The organism is Phenylobacterium immobile (ATCC 35973), assembly GCF_001375595.1.
In the GTDB taxonomy this organism is placed as follows: Bacteria; Pseudomonadota; Alphaproteobacteria; order Caulobacterales; family Caulobacteraceae; genus Phenylobacterium; species Phenylobacterium immobile.
In genome coordinates, this window is record NZ_CVJQ01000003.1 from 64769 (window position 1) to 82111 (window position 17343).

Genomic DNA, 17343 nt, shown 5'->3' on the forward strand with positions numbered 1-17343 from the left:
ATGGCCGACTGGCGCGCCATATCGACGGTCGGCCGCGCCATGCTGGGCCTGATCGAGGACCATTACCCCAGCGCCGAACTGGCCGGCGAGACCGTAGAGTTCAAGCTCGTCCATCCGGCCGGCTTCGAGAAGCCGCCGAAGAACGGCTTCACGGTCTGCCTGTACCGGGTGGCGATCAACGGCACCCTGCGCACCCTGCCGCCCCGCCGCACCGTCGATGGGCGCCGGTTCAAACCGTCCCTGCCGGTCGACATGCAGTTCATCGTCACGCCCTGGGCCGACGACGCCGAGCGCCAGATGCGGTTGATGGGCTGGACCATGCGGTTCTTCGAGGATTTGCCGATCCTGCCTTCGGCCCTGCTCAACAGCTACGCGGCCGAGCCCGAAACCTTCCGTCCGGAGGAGGCGGTCGAACTGGTCTTCGACCCCCTGGAGCTCGGCGACTACCTGGGCCTGTGGGACAAGCTGAAACCCAAGATGCAGACCTCCGTCACCTATGCGGTGCGGATGCTGTCGCTGGATTCCGACATCGAGCTGAAGGACGCCGGGCCCGCCCAGACTCGCGTCCTGCAGGTCGGAGGCCTCGTGCGATGACCGTCCAGATCCGCATACTCGACACGGTCACGCGCACCGCCCCTCTGGGCGTGCGCTTCTGGGATCTCGCCGCCCATCGGCCCGTGAGCGAGGGCCTTTCCGTCACGGCGCGCTCCGCCGCCCGGCCGAACCTTGTCCGCCCCCTAAGGCCCAGCGCCAGCGGCGTCCATGTGCTGCATGATGCGCCTGAGGTCAGCGCCACAACCTGGGGCGACGGCTCAGACGCCTACTGGGCCGGCGTGGCGCGCTCGGCCTTCACCCTGGAGGTCCGCGACCTGAAGGGCCGCTTCCTGCCGCTGACGCTCGCGGCGCTCGCCCCGCACAAGGGCTATCTGACAGCTGTGGTTGCAAGCCCGCTCGGCGAGGCGCAGGACCTGCTGGCCGCCTACGCCCCGCCGGGATTTATTCCGCTGTTCTCGGCGCCGGCCCGACCGGGCGGAGCCGGCCTCGCCCTGATCCGTGCGACCCTGAAGAGAACCGCCGACGAGGCGCCCGCCGCAGGGACCCTGGTCGTCGCAAAAGCCCTGGGCGAGGTGGCCGGCTTCGGCCTGGCCGACGCGCGGGGCGATCTCGCGCTGATATTTCCATTCCCCGAGCTTGAGCGGCGCGCCTTCACGCCTTCGCCCGTCGCCTCTTCAGCCAACACCGGCGCCGCCCTGCCCGTCTTCACCGCCACCGTCACCCTCCGGGCGTTCCATGACGTCGCGGCTGCACCCCTGGCTGACGTCCCCGATTTCACAAGGCTCGCGAGCCAGCCGGAAGCGGCCCTCCTCGCGCGCAAATCCCCCCGCTCCGTCCTGGGCGATCTCACCCTGCAGCTCGGCGACGAACTGCGGGTCGAGACCCTGGGCGGCCTGCGATCCCTCTACGTCGACTGATCGGTCACCAGGAGAGTCTGATGCCAGAATACCTCGCGCCAGGCGTCTACATCGAAGAGACCTCGTATCGTGCGAAGTCGATCGAGGGCGTCAGCACCACCACCACCGGCTTTGTCGGACCCACCCGGTTCGGGCCAGTGACCGCCGATCCTGACGTCATCACCAGCCTCGGCGAGTTCGAGCGCGTCTATGGCGGCGGCGAGCAGCTGCGGTTCGGGGCGAACCCGGCGAGTCCGACCGTCGTGCACAACTATATGTGGCACGCGGCCCGGTCGTTCTTCGCCGAGGGCGGTCGCAGGCTCTACGTGTCACGCGCCTACAGGCGGCCGGATGACCAGGATTACGCGGGGCCCGACGACGTCGGTGCGCTGCTAGGCGCCGGGCCGAACTGGTCTGACGGACACGCCCGCTGGCAGCCTGGTCCCGCCAGCCCCTTCAGCCTGACCGCGCGCCATCCCGGCGCCGCCGGCAACATCATGCTGCGGCTGGAGCTGCGCGCCGGCGAGAACGTCCTGGGCGCCGTCAATGTGGCGGGCGGCAAGCAGCGGCCGGTCCTGGGCGCGATCGTGCCCGGCGATGTCATCTGGATCCACGACGAGGTCGAACCGATCACCTCCCCGCCGGGCCGCGTCGGCGACCTCTACCTGGCGGATCACCCTGACACGAGCACTGAGCTTGATCCGCGCAACATCGCCTTTTGGCGCTTCAGCGGCGCCCCCGGCGCGCCAATCAGCGCATCGTCCCTGACGGTCACGAGCCCGGTGGACAGCGCCGAGATCGTGGGCGATCCCACCGGCGGGATGAAGGTGCGGGTCCTGACCCTGACCATCTCCGCGTTCAGCCGCCAGGGCGAGTTCCTGGGCGCCTGGGCCAACCTGCCGCTCGACCCCAACCACCGCACGGGCGGCGCCAAGGACGGATTCTCGGAAGTCTTCAGCCCGAATAGCGCTGACCTGAGCGCGCCCTTCGTCGCTGAGATGCCCACGGCGTTCAATGGCCTCGACGTGGTCGCCGCCTTGTTCGGCGTGGCGGCCGCCGACGTCATGGACGGCGCGTCCTTGCTGCGGGGCATCGTCGTCGACATCCAGCTGAACGGTGGCAGCGATGGCCTGGTCCCAGCGGCGGGCGACTATGAGGGCCGAGCCGATCCCGAGCAGGAATTCAAAACCGGGCTGAAGCAGTTCGAGGCGATCGACGACATATCGATCGTCGCCGCGCCCGGCTCGACCTGGAACTACCGCGATCCGGATCGGGCGCGTGAAGCCAACACCATCATCTCGAGCCTGCTGATCCACGCGGAGACGCTGAAGTACCGCATCGCGGTAATCGACTCCGCGGAGGGCCAGACCATCTCTGATGTCCGCAAGATGCGGGCGAAGATCGATAGCAAGTACGCCGCCTTCTACTACCCCTGGGTGCGCGTCCTGGATCCCATCACCCGGGCCGAAATCGGCCTGCCGCCGTCAGGCTTCGTCGCCGGCATCTATGCGCGCAACGACATCGAACGCGCGGTCTTCAAGGCGCCGGCCAACGAGGTGGTGCGCAGCGCCATCGGCTTCGAGAAGCTCCTGAATCGCTCCGAACAGGAGGTGCTGAACCCGGAAGGGATCAACTGCTTCCGCTTCTTCCCCGGCCGCGGCTTCCGCCTGTGGGGCGCGCGCCTGGCCTCCTCGGACCCCGAGTGGAAATACGTCAACCTGCGGCGCTACTTCGCCTACCTCGAACATTCGATCGACAAGGGCACCCAATGGGCCGTCTTCGAGCCCAATGGTGAGCTCACCTGGGCCAATGTCCGACGAACGATCGAGGATTTCCTGCTGAACGAGTGGCTGAACGGCGCGCTCCTCGGCGAGAAGCCGGAGCGGGCCTACTTTGTCACCTGCGACCGCTCGACCATGAGCCAGAACGATCTCGATAACGGCCGGCTGGTTTGCAAGATCGGCGTCGCCGCCTCGCGCCCCGCCGAGTTCGTGGTCTTCCGCATCGGCCAGTGGACCGGCGACCGCAAGGTCTGATCCCGCACAGCCCCCATCTGAAGGAGAGGCCCGATGGCCGCCAACAGGGAACGCCCCTACACCCAGTTCAACTTCCTGGTCGATCTCGGCCTCGGCAACCCGGAGTCCGTCGACGCCGGCTTCCAGGAGGTCAGCGGCATCGGCACGGAAGTCACCGTCGCCGAGTACCGCAACGGCAACGAGAAAGAGAACAACGTCCGCAAGATCACCGGGCTCAACAAGAGCTCGGACGTCACGCTCAAGCGCGGCGTGATCGGCACGCTGGCGCTCTATAGCTGGCTGAACGACATCCGCCGGAACGGCGACGCCGGCGGCCTGCGCCGCGTCACGGTCCAACTGCAGAGCGAGGACCGCCAGACCACGGCGCTGACCTGGCAGCTTATGGGTGCGCGGATCATCAAATACACCTGCGGCCCCCTCAATGCGAAGGGGACCGACGTGGCCATGGAAGAAATGGTCCTGGCTTACGAGAAGCTGCTGATCGAATAGCGATGAGCAGCACCCTCGCCACGCGACTGCCGGGCGTGCGGGTCACCGCCGCACCGGCCCAGGCGCCCGAGGCCCTGCCGCGGATGGACATCTGTGTGTTCATCGGGCTGGCGTCGCGTGGGCCCCTGCAGCTGCCCGTGGCGGTGGAGGACAAGGTCGAGTTCGCGGCGATCTTCGGGGCCGATGCGCCGCTCGCATGGGACAACAGCGTCGGCGCGCCGGCAAAGGCGCTTCTCGGCCCTGCGGTGCGCGCCTTCTTCGCCAATGGCGGGCGGCGCTGCTGGATCGTCCGCGTCGCTGATGCAAGCGCCGCCTACAATCGCATTGACCTGCCTGGCGTGATCGCGGTCGGCGGCGACGAGCCGCTCCAGGCGCAACTGCGCGCCCGATCCGCGGGCAGCTGGGCGGACCGGCTGACCCTGAGCCTCGCGCCGCAGGCCACATCCCAGCCCTTGCTGTCGGCAGACGTGTTCGCTGCTGAGCCGCGCATAGAAGCGACCGCTGCGACCGCGCCGGCGGCCGGCGAACTCCTGGCCTTCACCTGGACCGGCGCGGGCGGCCTTGAAACAGCGCGCCTGCACGCCGTCGCCACGATCGATGAAAGCCCCGCCGCTTCGGGCGTCGTTCGCCGCCGCCTGAGACCGGTTCTCTGGTCCGCGCTGGCCCAGGCCGAGCCCGCCGCTGGCGTTGAGGCCTCAGGCCTGACCCTTTCGCCCTGCGCCGCCATCCTGACTGTCAGTGACGAGGCCAAGCTGATCCTGCCGGCCTCCGCCGAGACACCCCGCGCCGGTGAAATCCTGAACCTCCTGCGGCCCGACGGTCAGCGCGGTTGGATCCTGGCGACCGCCGTTGTCGGCGAAGACATGCGGACCACCGTCACAGGCCCGCTACGCTGGGAGATCGTCCCCGCCACACCCCCGGCCGGGACCCTGCGCTGTGACCGGATCACCCTTGACCTGAGCGCCCTCGGACCCGGCCTGAAGACGTGCGAACTGGGTTTCGGCGCTTCTGCGCAAGGCCCACGCTACCTTGGCGCCTTGCCCACCGACGACGCCCGCTACGGCTACCAGCCGCCGTCGTCGACCGGAACCTCCGCCCCAGGCCTGGCGGGCGGCCCGCTGGGCGCCTCGGCCCTGCCTCTGGCCGGGCTCGACGGGGAAAGTCGCGTCTTCGTGCCCCTCTTCGATGCCGAGGATCTGCCGGCGCCCGCGGGGCACGACGGCCGCGCCGCGCTCGCCCGGGACGGCCTCTCGACCTTCGACGCCGGCCTGTTCATTGACACGGACGTCGCCGCCGTCGCGGTGGACCAGGTGGTCTCCACCGCCGACTACCTGCGCTATCGCGCCCCGACGATCCGGCGCCTGCGCGGCGCCCATGTCGCCCTCGGTATCGACGAGTCCGCCGTCCTTGATGAGGCGACGCTGATCGCCTGCCCCGACGCGGTCCTGCCAGCCTGGCGGCCTTCGGCGGAAGCCGACTTTGTCGTGCGGCCCCTGGTGATCGCCGGGGAGCCGGATCCCTGCGCCGTCGAGAGCGCCTTCGCCGACTGCTCGATCTGCACCGTGTCGATTGAAGCCCTGCACGCCACGCTGGGCGTCGCTGGCGAGGTCGACCTCTTCTGGCGCGCCTCCGACCCCAACGCCGTCTGCGTGGTCGAGGCCGCCAGCCGCGAGGACTTCGATGGCGCGAGCGAGATTTACCGCGGCCCCGCCGGCGCCTGCACGGCGCGTGCTCCGCTCGAGCAGGAAATCTTCTGGAGGGTCCGCGCTGAGGTCCCCGGCGAGAATTGCGGCTGGGCCGCCGCCATCGCCGTCATCGTCCGCGACCGCCGGGGCTTCGCCATGGATGCGGCGGCCGATGGCCACGCCCTGGTCGAGGTCCAGCAGGCGATCCTGCGGATCTGCGCGGCGCGGGGCGACCTGATGGCTGTGCTTTCCCTGCCGGCGACCTTCGGCGCGGACGACGCCATCGATCACGCCGCCAAGCTCCAGCGCCTGCGGCCCGGCGAGGAACGCGCCCTGTCCTACGGTGCGCTCTACCACCCCTGGGTCGTCAGCCTCGACAGCCCCGCGGGCATCGAAACGACCCCGCCCGACGGCCCCATGGCCGGTGTCATGGCCGCCCGCGCCATCCGTCGCGGCGCCTGGATCGCCCCGGCCAACGAGCCCCTGCAGAAGGCCCTGGCCCTGACCCCGGCTATGCCTCCAGGCCGCAAGATCGACCTCGCCGAGGCCGGGGTGAACACGCTGTCCCGTGAAGCGCGTGGTTTTCTGCAGATGGGCGCCGAGACCCTGTCGCTGGATCCGGAGCTGCGGCAGATCAATGTGCGCCGCCTGCTGATCCTGATCCGCCGCCTCGCAATGCGCCACGGCGTCCGCTACGTCTTCGAGCCCAATGACGCGGCCCTCCGCCGCACCGTCGAGCGGGTTTTCGAGGGCCATCTCGGCGACCTCTTCCAGCGCGGCGCCTTCTCCGGCGCCAAGCCAGAGACCGCCTTCCAGGTCGACTGCGGCCCGGCGCTGAACACCCCGCAAGGCGTCGAGGCCGGCCGGTTCGTCGTCGAGCTTCGCGTCGCCCCGTCTCTGCCCATGCGATTCCTGACCGTGCGGCTGACGCAGAGCGCTGGCGCGCTGGCTGTCACGGAGGGCCGGTCATGATCTCGATCGACGCCTCGATCTCCATCGGCTCACAGCCGAACACCACGCCCTTCACGGCTTTCAACTTCGCCGTCGAGATCGTCCGCGACGACGCCTCCGACCGCCTGGTCGCCGGCTCGTTCTCGGAATGCGACGGGCTGGAGATGACCATGGAGGTCAAGACCATCCGCGAAGGCGGCTCGAACGCCCGGCAGATCCGGCTGGCCGGCCCCGCGTCCTTCGGCAACCTGACCCTGAAGCGCGGCATGACCGCCTCGACCGACCTTTGGCAGTGGTTCGCCGACACGCTGGACAACCCCGCTTTGCGGGCCAGCGGCGAGGTGGTGGTCTTCGCCCCCGACGGGATCACCGAGCGGGCGCGTTTCATTCTGACCCGCTGCCTGCCGATCAAGGTCAAGGCCCCGCCGCTTAACGCCAAGGACGGGCTCGTCGCCATCGAGGAGCTGCAACTCGCCTACGAGACTTTGCGGTTGAAGCCGGCCTCTGGAGGGCTCTTCGGATGACCGCCCTGGAACGCGCCGAACTCATTGAGCTGAACTCCGACCTCACCGATGTGAAGCCCGGCGGCAAGCGTCTGAAGGTCCAATTCAACCCCGAGCAGTTGAAGGTCAGCTTCTCGACCCAGACGTCCACCCCCTCGCGCACGGCCTCCGAAAGCGGCGGCGCGCCGCGCACCGGCGACCAAGCCGCCGGCACCGCCGGGCGCCAATATCTGGGCGCCGGCTCGACCAAGCTGTCGCTGTCCCTGTGGTTCGACGTCACGGCGGCGACCGACGTCGCCTTCCAGGTCGATGATGTGCGCCGCCTCACCCAGGAGGTCGTCTACTTCCTGGTGGCCCAGCCGGCCCAGGCCGATCCCAACACCTATGCCCCGCCCGGGGTGCGCTTCCAGTGGGGCGCCTTCAAGTTCGACGGCATCATCGACAGCCTCGAGGAGAACCTGGAGTTCTTCTCCAGCGAAGGCCGCCCGCTCAGGGCGCAGATCTCACTCGGCCTCTCGCAACAACGCATCCTGATCCAGACCTTCGGCCCGCCGGGCGCGGCCAAGGGACCGGGCGTCTCGCCGCTCTCGGCCGCGCCGCAGGGCGCGACGCTGCAGGGGCTCGCCCAGGCCGCCGGCCGCGGCGACTGGCAGGCGATCGCCAGCGCCAACGGCATCGAGAACCCGCGGATCATCGCGCCCGGCGCGATGCTCAACCTCAACGCCAGAGCCAGTTTCGGAGGACGTTGATCATGGCCGTCGTCATCAACGACTTCGAGGTCGTCGCCGAGCCCGCTCCGGCGCCCGGCGCCAGCGCGCCGGAAGTCACCGACGGCGCGCCGTCGCCGGCGGCCCTGGAGGTCGAGCGGATCCTGCGCAACCTGGCCGACCGCCTGGTCCGGGTGGAGGCTTAAGATGGCTGACGGTTCCGCCGGCATCGCCCAGGCTCGCCCGACCATCTTGGTCGGCGACGAGAGCCGCCCCGAGCTGGCCAGCGGCCTGTTCGGCCTGACCATCGACGAGACTACCGAGGGCCTGCACCGCTGCGAGGCGCTGCTGGGAAACTGGGGTCCGAAGAACGGGACCCTGGGTTTCCTCTACTTCGACCGGGCGACGCTGGACTTCGGCAAGCGCCTCCGCGTGAAGCTGGGCGACGACGTCCTCTTCGACGGCCGCATCACCGGCCTTGAGGCGCGCTTTCCGGAGGCCTCGCCGCCACAACTGGTCGTCCTCGCCGAAGACCGCCTGCAGGACCTGCGGAAGAGCCGGCGCAGCCGCACGTTCGAAGACGTCACCGACGCTGATGTCTTTGGCGCCATCGCCGGCGACCACGACCTGACCCCGCAGATCGATGTCGAGGGGCCGACCCATCGCTGCCTCGCCCAGATCAACCAGAGCGACCTCGCCTTTCTGCGCGACCGCGCTCGCGCCATCGGCGCCGAGGTCTGGGTTGAAGACAAGACCCTGCATGTGGCGACCCGCGACAAGCGCCGCCGACAGCCCGCGACGCTCGCCCTCAACGGCCGCCTGCGGGAGTTCTCAGTGATCGCCGATATCGCCGGCCAGGCCACCGAAGTCGCCGCGACCGGCTGGGACATCGAGGCCAAGACGGCCATCCTGAGCACGGCCGATGACTCCGTGATCTCTGGCGAACTGACCGACGGCGTCAGCGGCGCCTCGGTGCTGCGCGAGGCGCTGCAGGCGCGCCGCATGACGCTAGCCCACACCACGCCGGCCACCGAAGCAGAGGCCAGGGCCATGGCTGAAGGCTGGTTCCGCGCCCAGGCCCGCCGCTTCGTCGTCGGCCGTGGCGTCGCCGACGCCGATGCGCGCTTGAGGGTCGGCGGCGTCGCCGACCTGCGCGGCCTGGGGCCGTTGTTCGAGGGCGAATACTACCTGGCCCAGACCCGCCACCGCTTCGACACCGCCCACGGCTTCCGCACTGAATTCACCGGCGAGCGCGCCAACCTAGGACGTGCGGCATGAGCCTCCTCAGCCTCGCCCCGGACCGCGCGATGATCGACGGCCGCGTGCCTACCGGTCTCGGCGGGGTCTGGTACGGCGTCCATCCCGCGATCGTCAGCGACATCAAGGACCCGGACGGTCAGGGCCGGGAGAAGGAGAAGCTGCCCTGGGCGGCCGATTCCGGATCAGCCGAATACGAGGCCTGGGCGCGGCTGGCGACCATGATGGCCGGCCCTGATCGCGGCAGCTGGTTCGTGCCCGACGTGGACGACGAGGTGCTGGTCGCCTTCCAGGGCGGTGACCCGCGCCGGCCCTATGTTCTGGGCATGCTGTGGAACGGCGCCGACGCGCCGCCGCAGGCGATGGACGGCGCCGGCGCCAATAACAAAAAGGTGCTGCGCTCGCGCAATGGCGTGCAGCTGACCCTCGACGACCAGGACGGCCAGGAGGCCTTCATCGTCGAGACCCCCGGCGGCCAGAAGATCACCCTGAAGGATGGCCCCGGCTCGGTCGAGATCGTCGACAGCAACGGCAACACCATCAAGCTGGAGATCGCCGGGATCACCGTCACCGCCTCGGCCAAGGTGACGATCAACGCCAGCATGGTCGCGGTCTCCGCCAGCATGGTCACCGTCGACGCCGGCATGTCGAAGTTCTCCGGCGTGGTCCAGTGCGACACCCTCATCGCCACCAGCGTGGTGGGCGCGTCCTACACGCCCGGCGCCGGCAACATCTGGTGACGCCATGACCGAACACGTCATCAAGTGGCTGAGCGCCGCCCCCCTCTGGGACACCGACGACCTGGCGGGCCTCGACGCCGGCTTCAACGCGCCCTCGATCCTGCGCTTCGCCAGCGACGCCTTCATGGAGGAATACCTGGGCGCCCTGGAGCGCGACCCGGCGCGCCTGCGCACCCTGCGCGTCCGCCACGAGACCTGGCGCAATCCCATGGGTGTCGCGCCCGCCGCCTCACTGGAAGAGCGCAATGTGCGGGCCGCCGAGAAGCCGCTGCAGCTCTCGCGCATGCGGCTGGCCCTGGACCGCCGCGCCAAGAAGCTGGGGCTGCCGCCGATCGGCCGCCACGACGATGGGGCCTACAAACTCAAGCTCTATCAGCCGGCCCAGATGCGCTACTACCTCGTCACCGCGACGCTCGCCTGCGAGGTCGTCGGCATGCCCGACCGCGACGTCGATCCGGGCAAGCAGGAGAAGGTCAGCTTCGTCCTGCGTCGACTTTTCCCCAAGGCCGGGATCGCGGACGATCCGCACGATCCCCTGCCCGCCTACGATCCCGAGATCGAGCAAGGCCCCGATCTCGCCGCGCGGCGATGGGAGGAATACGCCTTCGTCTCCGAACCGTCGCCCGGCGCTTGGCGCCGCGTCGGCGCAGCCCCTGACGCCCTGGCCGGCGAGGAGCGCCTGCCGCTTTTCCCCGGCAGCTACGCGGAATATGGACGCAAGCGCCGGATCTTCGCCGGCCTCGTCCCCACCGGCCGGCGCGAAGCCTACCTCGGCGCGCCGAAGGCCAGCGCCACGCCGGCCGCCGCCGGCGCCTCGTCGCCGTCGGGCGAACATCCACAGCTGCTGGTCCTGCAGTCGAGCGTGCTGGAGCCCTGGAAGGCGCTGATCTCGCGCGCCGAAACCGTGCGCGGCGCCGACCAGACCGACCCCAATATCGAAAGCGCCAACAGCCCGCCGCCGGCCGCCGGCCGCTTCCGCATCAGCCGCGGCGACACCCAGCTGAACTCGTGGCTTCTGCTGGTCGACCTGGTCGACTGGCTGGCCGACAACGCCGCCGAAGCCCTCGCCGACCTCCGCGCTGAGAGCTTCACCCGCACCGGTCCGCAGGGCGACCTCGCCCGCGCCCTGCGCGACGTCGCCTTCAGCACAGCCCTGCGTAACGAGATCGCGCCCACTGGCAGCGCCTACCGCGCAGACTTGCCGATGACGCTCGCCGCCGCTGTCAAGGCGATGGACGCCTGGCTCGCGACCCACGGCAACCGCGAGCTGCTGGAAGGCCACGACCAGGGCTTCGCCTTCCCCGAACCCACCGCCGCCGCCAAGGACACCGCCTGGCCGCCGTTCCTCTTCCTGTTCGCCGACGGCAAGGATAGCCGCCACCTCCTGCCGCCGCTCGCCGGCAAGACCCCGCGCGGCGAGACCGACGTGGAGCGCATGCAGGGCCAGGTCGACTTCCTCTTTGCGCCGGCCTGCGCGGTCCTGGGTCTGGAAGCCGATCCGATCCTGCCGGCCTCGACAGCGGCGATCGCTGCGGCGCCGGACATGCGCGACGGCTGGTTTGTAATGCGCTGCGTCTATGAACGGCCGGAATGCGAGCCGTTCCATCGCTCGGTGATCAGCGCCGCCACGGACGCCTTTCAGATCGCCGGCTTCTTCGATTCCGACGCCCCGGCCCGGCCGATCCGCATCGGCCTGCCGATCGACACCACGCCGGCGGGCCTGCGCAAGTTCGACCGAAAGACCATGTTCATGGTCTCCAATGTGCTCTGCGGCCAGATCGACCGGATCCGCGGCATGGGACTGGGCGACCTCGTCCGTCAGGTCCTCCCCTGGCCGCTGAAGAAGGACATCAGCCTGCCGGAGCGCGAGCCCTGCAACACCGGACCTGGCCTGTCGCTTGGCCTGATGTGCTCGCTGTCGATCCCGATCATCACGATCTGCGCCCTGATCCTGCTGATGATCATGGTCAGCCTCTTGGACTTCATCTTCCGCTGGCTGCCCTATTTCATCCTGTGCCTGCCGGTCCCCGGCTTCAAAGGCAAACGGTAGGAGCACGAGCCCATGTCCTCCTCCCCCTCATCGCCTTCGACGACTCAGCTCTACGGCAAGGGCATAGCCTTCCCGCCACGCGTCGGCCCCGACGGGTCGATGGCCTGGTCCGAGGGTGAGGCCAACGTCCGCGAAAACGTCCGCATCATCCTGACCACCGAGCCCGGCGAGCGCCTGCGCCGGCCCAGCTTCGGCGCTGGTCTCGGCCGCTTCCTCTTCGAGCCCAACACGGTCGCCACCCGCTTTTCGATCCAGGATCGGATCGAGACCGCGCTGAAGCAGTGGGAGCCCAGGGTGCGCACCGAGTCCGTCTCGGTCGAGGTCGATCCCGATGACCCGCAAGCCGCCATCGCCACCGTCACCTACCGCCTGGTCGCCACCCAGGTGCTGGAGCGCGTGAGCCTGGCCGTCCAGCTGGGAGGCCAGGGCTGATGCCGCTGCTTCCGCCCATCGTCGACGGCCGCCGCTACGAGGACATCGTCGCCGAGACCCTGGCGCGCGCCCAGGTGCACACGCCAGAATGGAACAACCTGAGCGACGCCGATCCGGGCGTCACCCTGGTCCAGCTCTTCGCCTTCATGACGGAGAGCATGCTCTATCGGGCCGACCAGATTCCTGAGCGCAACCGGCTGAAGTTCCTCGACCTGCTGGGCGTTGGCCTGGCGCCCGGCCAGTCGGCCCGCGGCCTGATCACGGTCAAGAACGAGGGCCGCGGCGCGCCGGCGACCGTGAACCTCGCGGCCGGCTTCGAGGTGCAGGCGGGCGACGTGCCCTTCCGCGCCGAACGCGGCCTCGACGTCCTGCCGGTGGAGACCGTCACCGTCTTCAAGCGCCGCCTGACCGACCAGCCCGCCGACATGGTCAGCTACTACAAGCTGCTCTACGCCTCCTGGGCCGGCGACGCTGGCGGCGCGACCCTGACGCCCGAACTCTATGAGACCGTCACCCTCGACGGTGAGAAGGTCGCCGAGGTCGATGTCGGCGCCGAGACGGTCGACGGCGCCCTGTGGGTCGCCATACTAGCGCGGCCTGGCGACAAGCCTGTTCCGCCGGACGACTGGACCGCGGTCCTGCCGCAGGTCCGCAAGGCCATCGCGCACAAGACGCTCTCGCTGGGCGTGGCGCCGGTCCGTCGCCTCACTTCGCGCACCCTGGAGCCGGTGGGGGTCGCCACCGCCGCCGGCCAGCCATTGATCCGCTACGAACTGCCGGCCCCGCCAGCCAGCGGCAAGCTGCCGGACGACCCCGAGCAACGCCGCGCGGCCTATCGGCCGATCGAGGCCCGCGCCCTGGACGACATCCTGACCCGCGCCGGCGTCGTCGAACTGGCCCTGCCCAGCGCCGAGCAGCTGACTCTGTGGAGCGACCTCGACCCGCTGGAGGCCGGCGCCGACAACTTCCCGCCGGTCCTGCCGGACGAGGCCCAGCAGGCCCGCGTCGTCACCTGGATCCGCATCAGCCCCTCGGTCGCCGCCGACGCCCGGTTCAGCTGGGTCGGCGGCAATGCGACGACGGTGACCCAGCGGGTGCGCGTCAACGCCGAACGCCTTGAGGCGGGCGACGGGACCCCCGACCAGACCCGCACCCTGGCCAAGCGCCCTGTCGTTCCAGGCTCCGTCGCCATCGAAGTCGCCAGCCGTGGCGCAGTCTCGACCTGGAGCGCCATCGACGACCTTTTTGGCGCGCCGCCGGAAACCGGCGCCGGCGTCGGCTGGGTGGGCGCGACGACGGCCGATGTCTTCCGCATCGATGCAGAGTCCGGCCTCATCACTTTCGGCGACGGCTTCCACGGCCGCCGCCCTCCGCAGGGCGCGAGCCTGCGCGCCACCTACGACTTCAGCATGGGCGCAGCCGGCAATGTGCCCAAGGCCGCTATCAAGGCCGGGACCAGCCTGCCCGCCGGGCTGAAGGCCGAGAACCCCATCGCCACCTGGGGCGGGGCTGACGCCGAGACGCTGAAGGACGGCGAGCGGCAGATCACCCGCACCCTGCAGCACCGCGACCGCCTGGTCACCGCCGCCGACTTCGAGGCCATCACCTTGCGCACCCCCGGCGTCGAGATCGGCCGCGTCGAAGTCCTGCCGGCCTGGCATCCGGACCTGTCGCCCAACGAGCCGGGCGACGCGCCGGGCGTCGTCACCCTGATGCTGATCCCAGCCAAGGACACGCGGCGGCCCGATGCGCCCGAGCCGGACCAGCTGTTCCTCGACGCGGTCTGCCGCTACCTGGACGACCGCCGCCTCGTGACCACCGAGCTGGTGCTGCGCGGGCCGCGCTACCGTGACCTGTGGATCTCCGTCGGCATCGACGTGGTCGCCGGCGCCAATCCCGGCGAGGTCCGCGAAGCCGTGGCCAAGCGCCTGCGCGAACACCTCTCGCCGCTGGGCGATCCCACCCTGCCGGAAACCACCGCGGTCGCCAGCACCCTGGAGTTCGCCCGCCGCAAGGGCTGGCCCCTGCGGCGGGCGGTCACCGACAAGGAGCTCCTGGCCGAGGTCGCACGCGTGCCCGGCGTGCTTGCGGTGAACGACGTGCTGATCGCCCCCACCGGCCAGGCCGCCACCGCCCAGATCGCGCTGCGGGGCCTGGACCTGCCACGCATCGCCGGCCTCAGCGTCGCCGTCGGCGAAGCCGGATCGCTGGACGATCTGCGCGGCGCCGGACCTGCCGCCGCCCCGCCGTCGGTTCGTCGCGTGCCGGCGCCCGTCATTCCGGAGCGCTGCTGATGGACGTCAACGGCTCACGCTTCCACCTGCTGCTCACCCGCGAGGACTGGGGCCGGGCGACCGCGTCCGGCGTCGGCCTGGAGACGGCGTGGGACGCCTCTCCGCCGCAGGACGCCGCCGTCGGGGTGAGCTTCGATGCGGCGCGCCACGCCCTGACGCTGGCCCCGCTGACCCCGCGGTTCATCGCCCCCAAGGGCGACACCCAGCCCCGCCTCGACCAGCGCCGTGGCGCTAGCCTCGACGCCTTCGGCAACCTCTATTGGATCGAGGAGGACGGGGTGACGATCCGCGCCCTGTCGGCCGGCGGGAGCAAGCCGGGCCTCTACTGGCCCATCGACGACCATTGCGAACCCCGCGTCGCCACCGCCGCCTTCGCCCCCGCCGAACCCGCCGCGCCGCGCCGGCGCAAGCTCGCCGGCCTCGCGGTCACCACCGACCACCACCTGGTCGTCGGCGTGCTGGAGCCAGCCGGCCTCATGGTCTTCGACCTGCACAGCGTCGGCGAGCCGGTGGTGCTGAACTGGCCGCGCGCGATTCCCTTTGCGCCCTACGACATCGCCGCGCGGCCGGACGGCGGCGTGGTCGTGCTCGACCGCGCCAACCGCCGCACCTGGCGCCTCGATCGCAACTTCGCCGTCGAACCCGGCCAGTCCGCCGCCGAGATCGCGCCGATCGTCGTCGAGGCCTTCCAGCCCGTCGTCGGCGACCTCCGTATCGCCGAGGCGCAAACCTTCCCCGCCGGCGCGCCCTTCGATGTCTCGCCGGTCACGCTCGGCGACATCATCGCCGTCGAGGCCCTGGGCGACGGCGCCGTCCTCTTGCTGGAGGCCGACGGCGACGACGGCTTCGCCCGGGTCGTGGCCTTCCGCGACGGGCAGCCGCACGGTGATCCCGTGTCGCTGTCGCTGTTCCTTGGCGAGTTGGAGGAGGACGCCCGCGCGGGGTTCAGCCTGCGCGGCCACGACATGGCGTTCCTGCCTGATCCGGAGGCGCCGACCGCCGATCGCGGAACGCTCTATGTGGTCTCGGCCGAAGGCAACCAGACCTTCGCCATGAGCCTGGCCGTCGACGACTTCGGCCTGGCGCTGCGGGCCGATCGCGCCTTCCTGCCGATGCGGCGTTTCGCCGGCAAAGGCCTGGCGGCGGGCGCAGGCCAGGTCTTCTACGACTTCGGCCGCACCTGGGTCCCGCTGATCGCCCAGCCGAGCGCGCGCTATATCCGCCAGGCGAGCCTTGAAACCGATGTGCTGGACAGCAAGATCCCCGACTGCGTCTGGCACCGAGTCTTGCTGGACGCCTGCCTGCCGCCGGGCGCCGCCATCGCCGTCGAAAGTCGCGCCGCCGAAAGTCGCGAAGCGCTCGCCAACGCGCCCTGGCGTGCAGAGCCTCCCCCCTACCTGCGCAGCAACGGTCGCGAGCTGCCCTACACCGTCGATCCGACCACGCACGATCCCGGCGCCGGGACCTGGGAGCTCCTGTTCCAGAAGGCCCAGGGCCGCTTCGCCCAGATCCGCCTGACGCTGACCGGCAATGAACGGGTGACGCCACGGATCACCGCGATGCGCGCCTGGTATCCGCGCTTCTCCTACGCTGAGCAGTACCTGCCGGCGATCTACCGCGAGGAGCCGGAGCCGGCCTCCTTCCTGGATCGCTTCCTGGCCAATATCGAAGGCACGCTCACGACCGTCGAGGACCGCCTCGCCGCAGCCCAGGCCCTGATCGACGTACGCTCGGCGCCCGCCGACAGCCTGGACTGGCTGGCCGGCTGGTTCGGCGTGGCGCTCGACCCGTCATGGGACGAGCGGCGGCGGCGCCTTTTCATCCGCCACGCCATGACCCTCTTCGCCTGGCGCGGCACGACGCACGGCCTGCGCATGGCCCTGGCGCTAGCGCTCGACCCCTGCATCGACGAAGCCATGCTGGCGGCGCCCGATCAGGCGCCCGCCCGGCCGCACGACATCCGCATCATCGAGCGCTTCATGACGCGACGGTTCAGCGCACTGTCGCTGGGCGATCCGCTGGAGCTGGCCGGGCCCCGGGTCCTGCCGCTGACGCCGGCCTGGAGGCCGGCCGATGGCGCGGCGCGCCTGCAGCAGCTGTGGGTCGAGGCCGGCGGCGCCGGCGCCTTCCCCGTGGCCGCCCCGGCCGATCCGGACGCCGCCCAGGCCTGGCGCGCCTTCGCCGCCACGACCCTCGGCTTCGTCCCCAGCGTCCTGACCGCCGACCTCCTCAGCCGTTGGCGGCTGTTCCTGGCCCGCCGCTATCAGCGCATCCGCGTCCTGAACCAGCGCTACGCCACGAGCTGGGACGACTTCAACGCCGTCCCCTATCCCGACCGCCTGCCCGTTGATGGCCCGGCGCTGGAGGACTGGCGCCAGTTCGAGGGGACGGTCCTGGCCATGGGCAAGACCGCCCACCGCTTCTCTGTTCTGGCGCCCGCGCCGCGCATCCGCGCTGACCGCGCCAAGGCCCGCGCCCGCATCGATCTCGCCCGCCGCATCGTCGAGCTGGAGAAGCCGGCCCACACGACCTTCAGCGTCGGCCTCTACTGGGCCCTGTTCCGCGTCGGCGAGGCGCGGCTGGAGCTCGACACCGTTCTGGAGGCCGGCAGCCGCTCGCCGGACCTCTTGCCCCCCATCGTCCTCGGCCTCGACTACGTCGGCGAAGGCCACCTCGATCGGACCCTGCCGACGGGAAGGCAGGTGCTGGAATGCGCATAACCCCCACACCGGCCAACACCCGGGAGAT

At 70.3% G+C, this 17343-nt stretch carries 14 protein-coding genes; all 14 read left to right on the forward strand.

What is annotated here, in order from left to right; all coding sequences use genetic code 11:
* Genes BN1313_RS15730 through BN1313_RS15790 form a run of 14 tightly spaced genes read left to right on the forward strand, consistent with a single transcriptional unit; the run spans position 1 to position 17315 of the window.
* Positions 1-594, forward strand: coding sequence for a Pvc16 family protein (locus BN1313_RS15730; protein ID WP_091743257.1), 594 nt, complete (start codon positions 1-3; stop codon positions 592-594).
* Entirely contained in the window at positions 591-1472 is an 882-nt protein-coding gene (locus BN1313_RS15735; protein ID WP_091743258.1) for a hypothetical protein, read from the forward strand. Before BN1313_RS15730 ends, BN1313_RS15735 begins: the two co-directional genes overlap by 4 nt.
* A 20-nt stretch (positions 1473-1492) precedes the next feature.
* On the forward strand, positions 1493-3487 hold the full coding sequence (locus BN1313_RS15740; RefSeq protein WP_091743259.1) for a phage tail sheath family protein: 1995 nt from the start codon (positions 1493-1495) through the stop codon (positions 3485-3487).
* A 33-nt stretch (positions 3488-3520) separates the two neighbouring features.
* Complete coding sequence (locus BN1313_RS15745; protein ID WP_091743260.1) at positions 3521-3976, forward strand: phage tail protein; 456 nt, start codon at positions 3521-3523, stop codon at positions 3974-3976.
* 2 nt (positions 3977-3978) lie between these two features.
* Complete coding sequence (locus BN1313_RS15750; protein ID WP_091743261.1) at positions 3979-6633, forward strand: phage tail sheath subtilisin-like domain-containing protein; 2655 nt, start codon at positions 3979-3981, stop codon at positions 6631-6633.
* Positions 6630-7136 carry a phage tail protein gene (locus tag BN1313_RS15755; RefSeq protein ID WP_091743262.1) on the forward strand — a complete coding sequence of 169 codons (507 nt, stop codon included), beginning with the start codon at positions 6630-6632 and terminating at the stop codon, positions 7134-7136. Before BN1313_RS15750 ends, BN1313_RS15755 begins: the two co-directional genes overlap by 4 nt.
* Positions 7133-7864, forward strand: coding sequence for a CIS tube protein (locus BN1313_RS15760; RefSeq protein ID WP_091743263.1), 732 nt, complete (start codon positions 7133-7135; stop codon positions 7862-7864). The genes BN1313_RS15755 and BN1313_RS15760 overlap by 4 nt, the downstream gene beginning before the upstream one ends.
* Positions 7865-7866: 2 nt before the next feature.
* Positions 7867-8028 carry a hypothetical protein gene (locus tag BN1313_RS16675; protein WP_176696068.1) on the forward strand — a complete coding sequence of 54 codons (162 nt, stop codon included), beginning with the start codon at positions 7867-7869 and terminating at the stop codon, positions 8026-8028.
* A gap of 1 nt (position 8029) precedes the next feature.
* Positions 8030-9100 (forward strand): phage late control D family protein, encoded by a 1071-nt coding sequence (locus BN1313_RS15765; protein WP_091743264.1) that lies wholly within the window; start codon positions 8030-8032, stop codon positions 9098-9100.
* On the forward strand, positions 9097-9819 hold the full coding sequence (locus BN1313_RS15770; RefSeq protein ID WP_091743265.1) for a phage baseplate assembly protein V: 723 nt from the start codon (positions 9097-9099) through the stop codon (positions 9817-9819). The genes BN1313_RS15765 and BN1313_RS15770 overlap by 4 nt, the downstream gene beginning before the upstream one ends.
* Positions 9820-9823: 4 nt before the next feature.
* Positions 9824-11869 carry a hypothetical protein gene (locus BN1313_RS15775; RefSeq protein WP_091743266.1) on the forward strand — a complete coding sequence of 682 codons (2046 nt, stop codon included), beginning with the start codon at positions 9824-9826 and terminating at the stop codon, positions 11867-11869.
* Between the two features lie 12 nt (positions 11870-11881).
* On the forward strand, positions 11882-12301 hold the full coding sequence (locus BN1313_RS15780) for a GPW/gp25 family protein (RefSeq protein ID WP_091743267.1): 420 nt from the start codon (positions 11882-11884) through the stop codon (positions 12299-12301).
* Positions 12301-14595, forward strand: a complete 2295-nt coding sequence (locus tag BN1313_RS15785) for a putative baseplate assembly protein (protein WP_091743268.1) — start codon at positions 12301-12303, stop codon at positions 14593-14595. Before BN1313_RS15780 ends, BN1313_RS15785 begins: the two co-directional genes overlap by 1 nt.
* Entirely contained in the window at positions 14595-17315 is a 2721-nt protein-coding gene (locus BN1313_RS15790; RefSeq protein ID WP_091743269.1) for a phage tail protein, read from the forward strand. Before BN1313_RS15785 ends, BN1313_RS15790 begins: the two co-directional genes overlap by 1 nt.
* Positions 17316-17343: the final 28 nt, after the last annotated feature.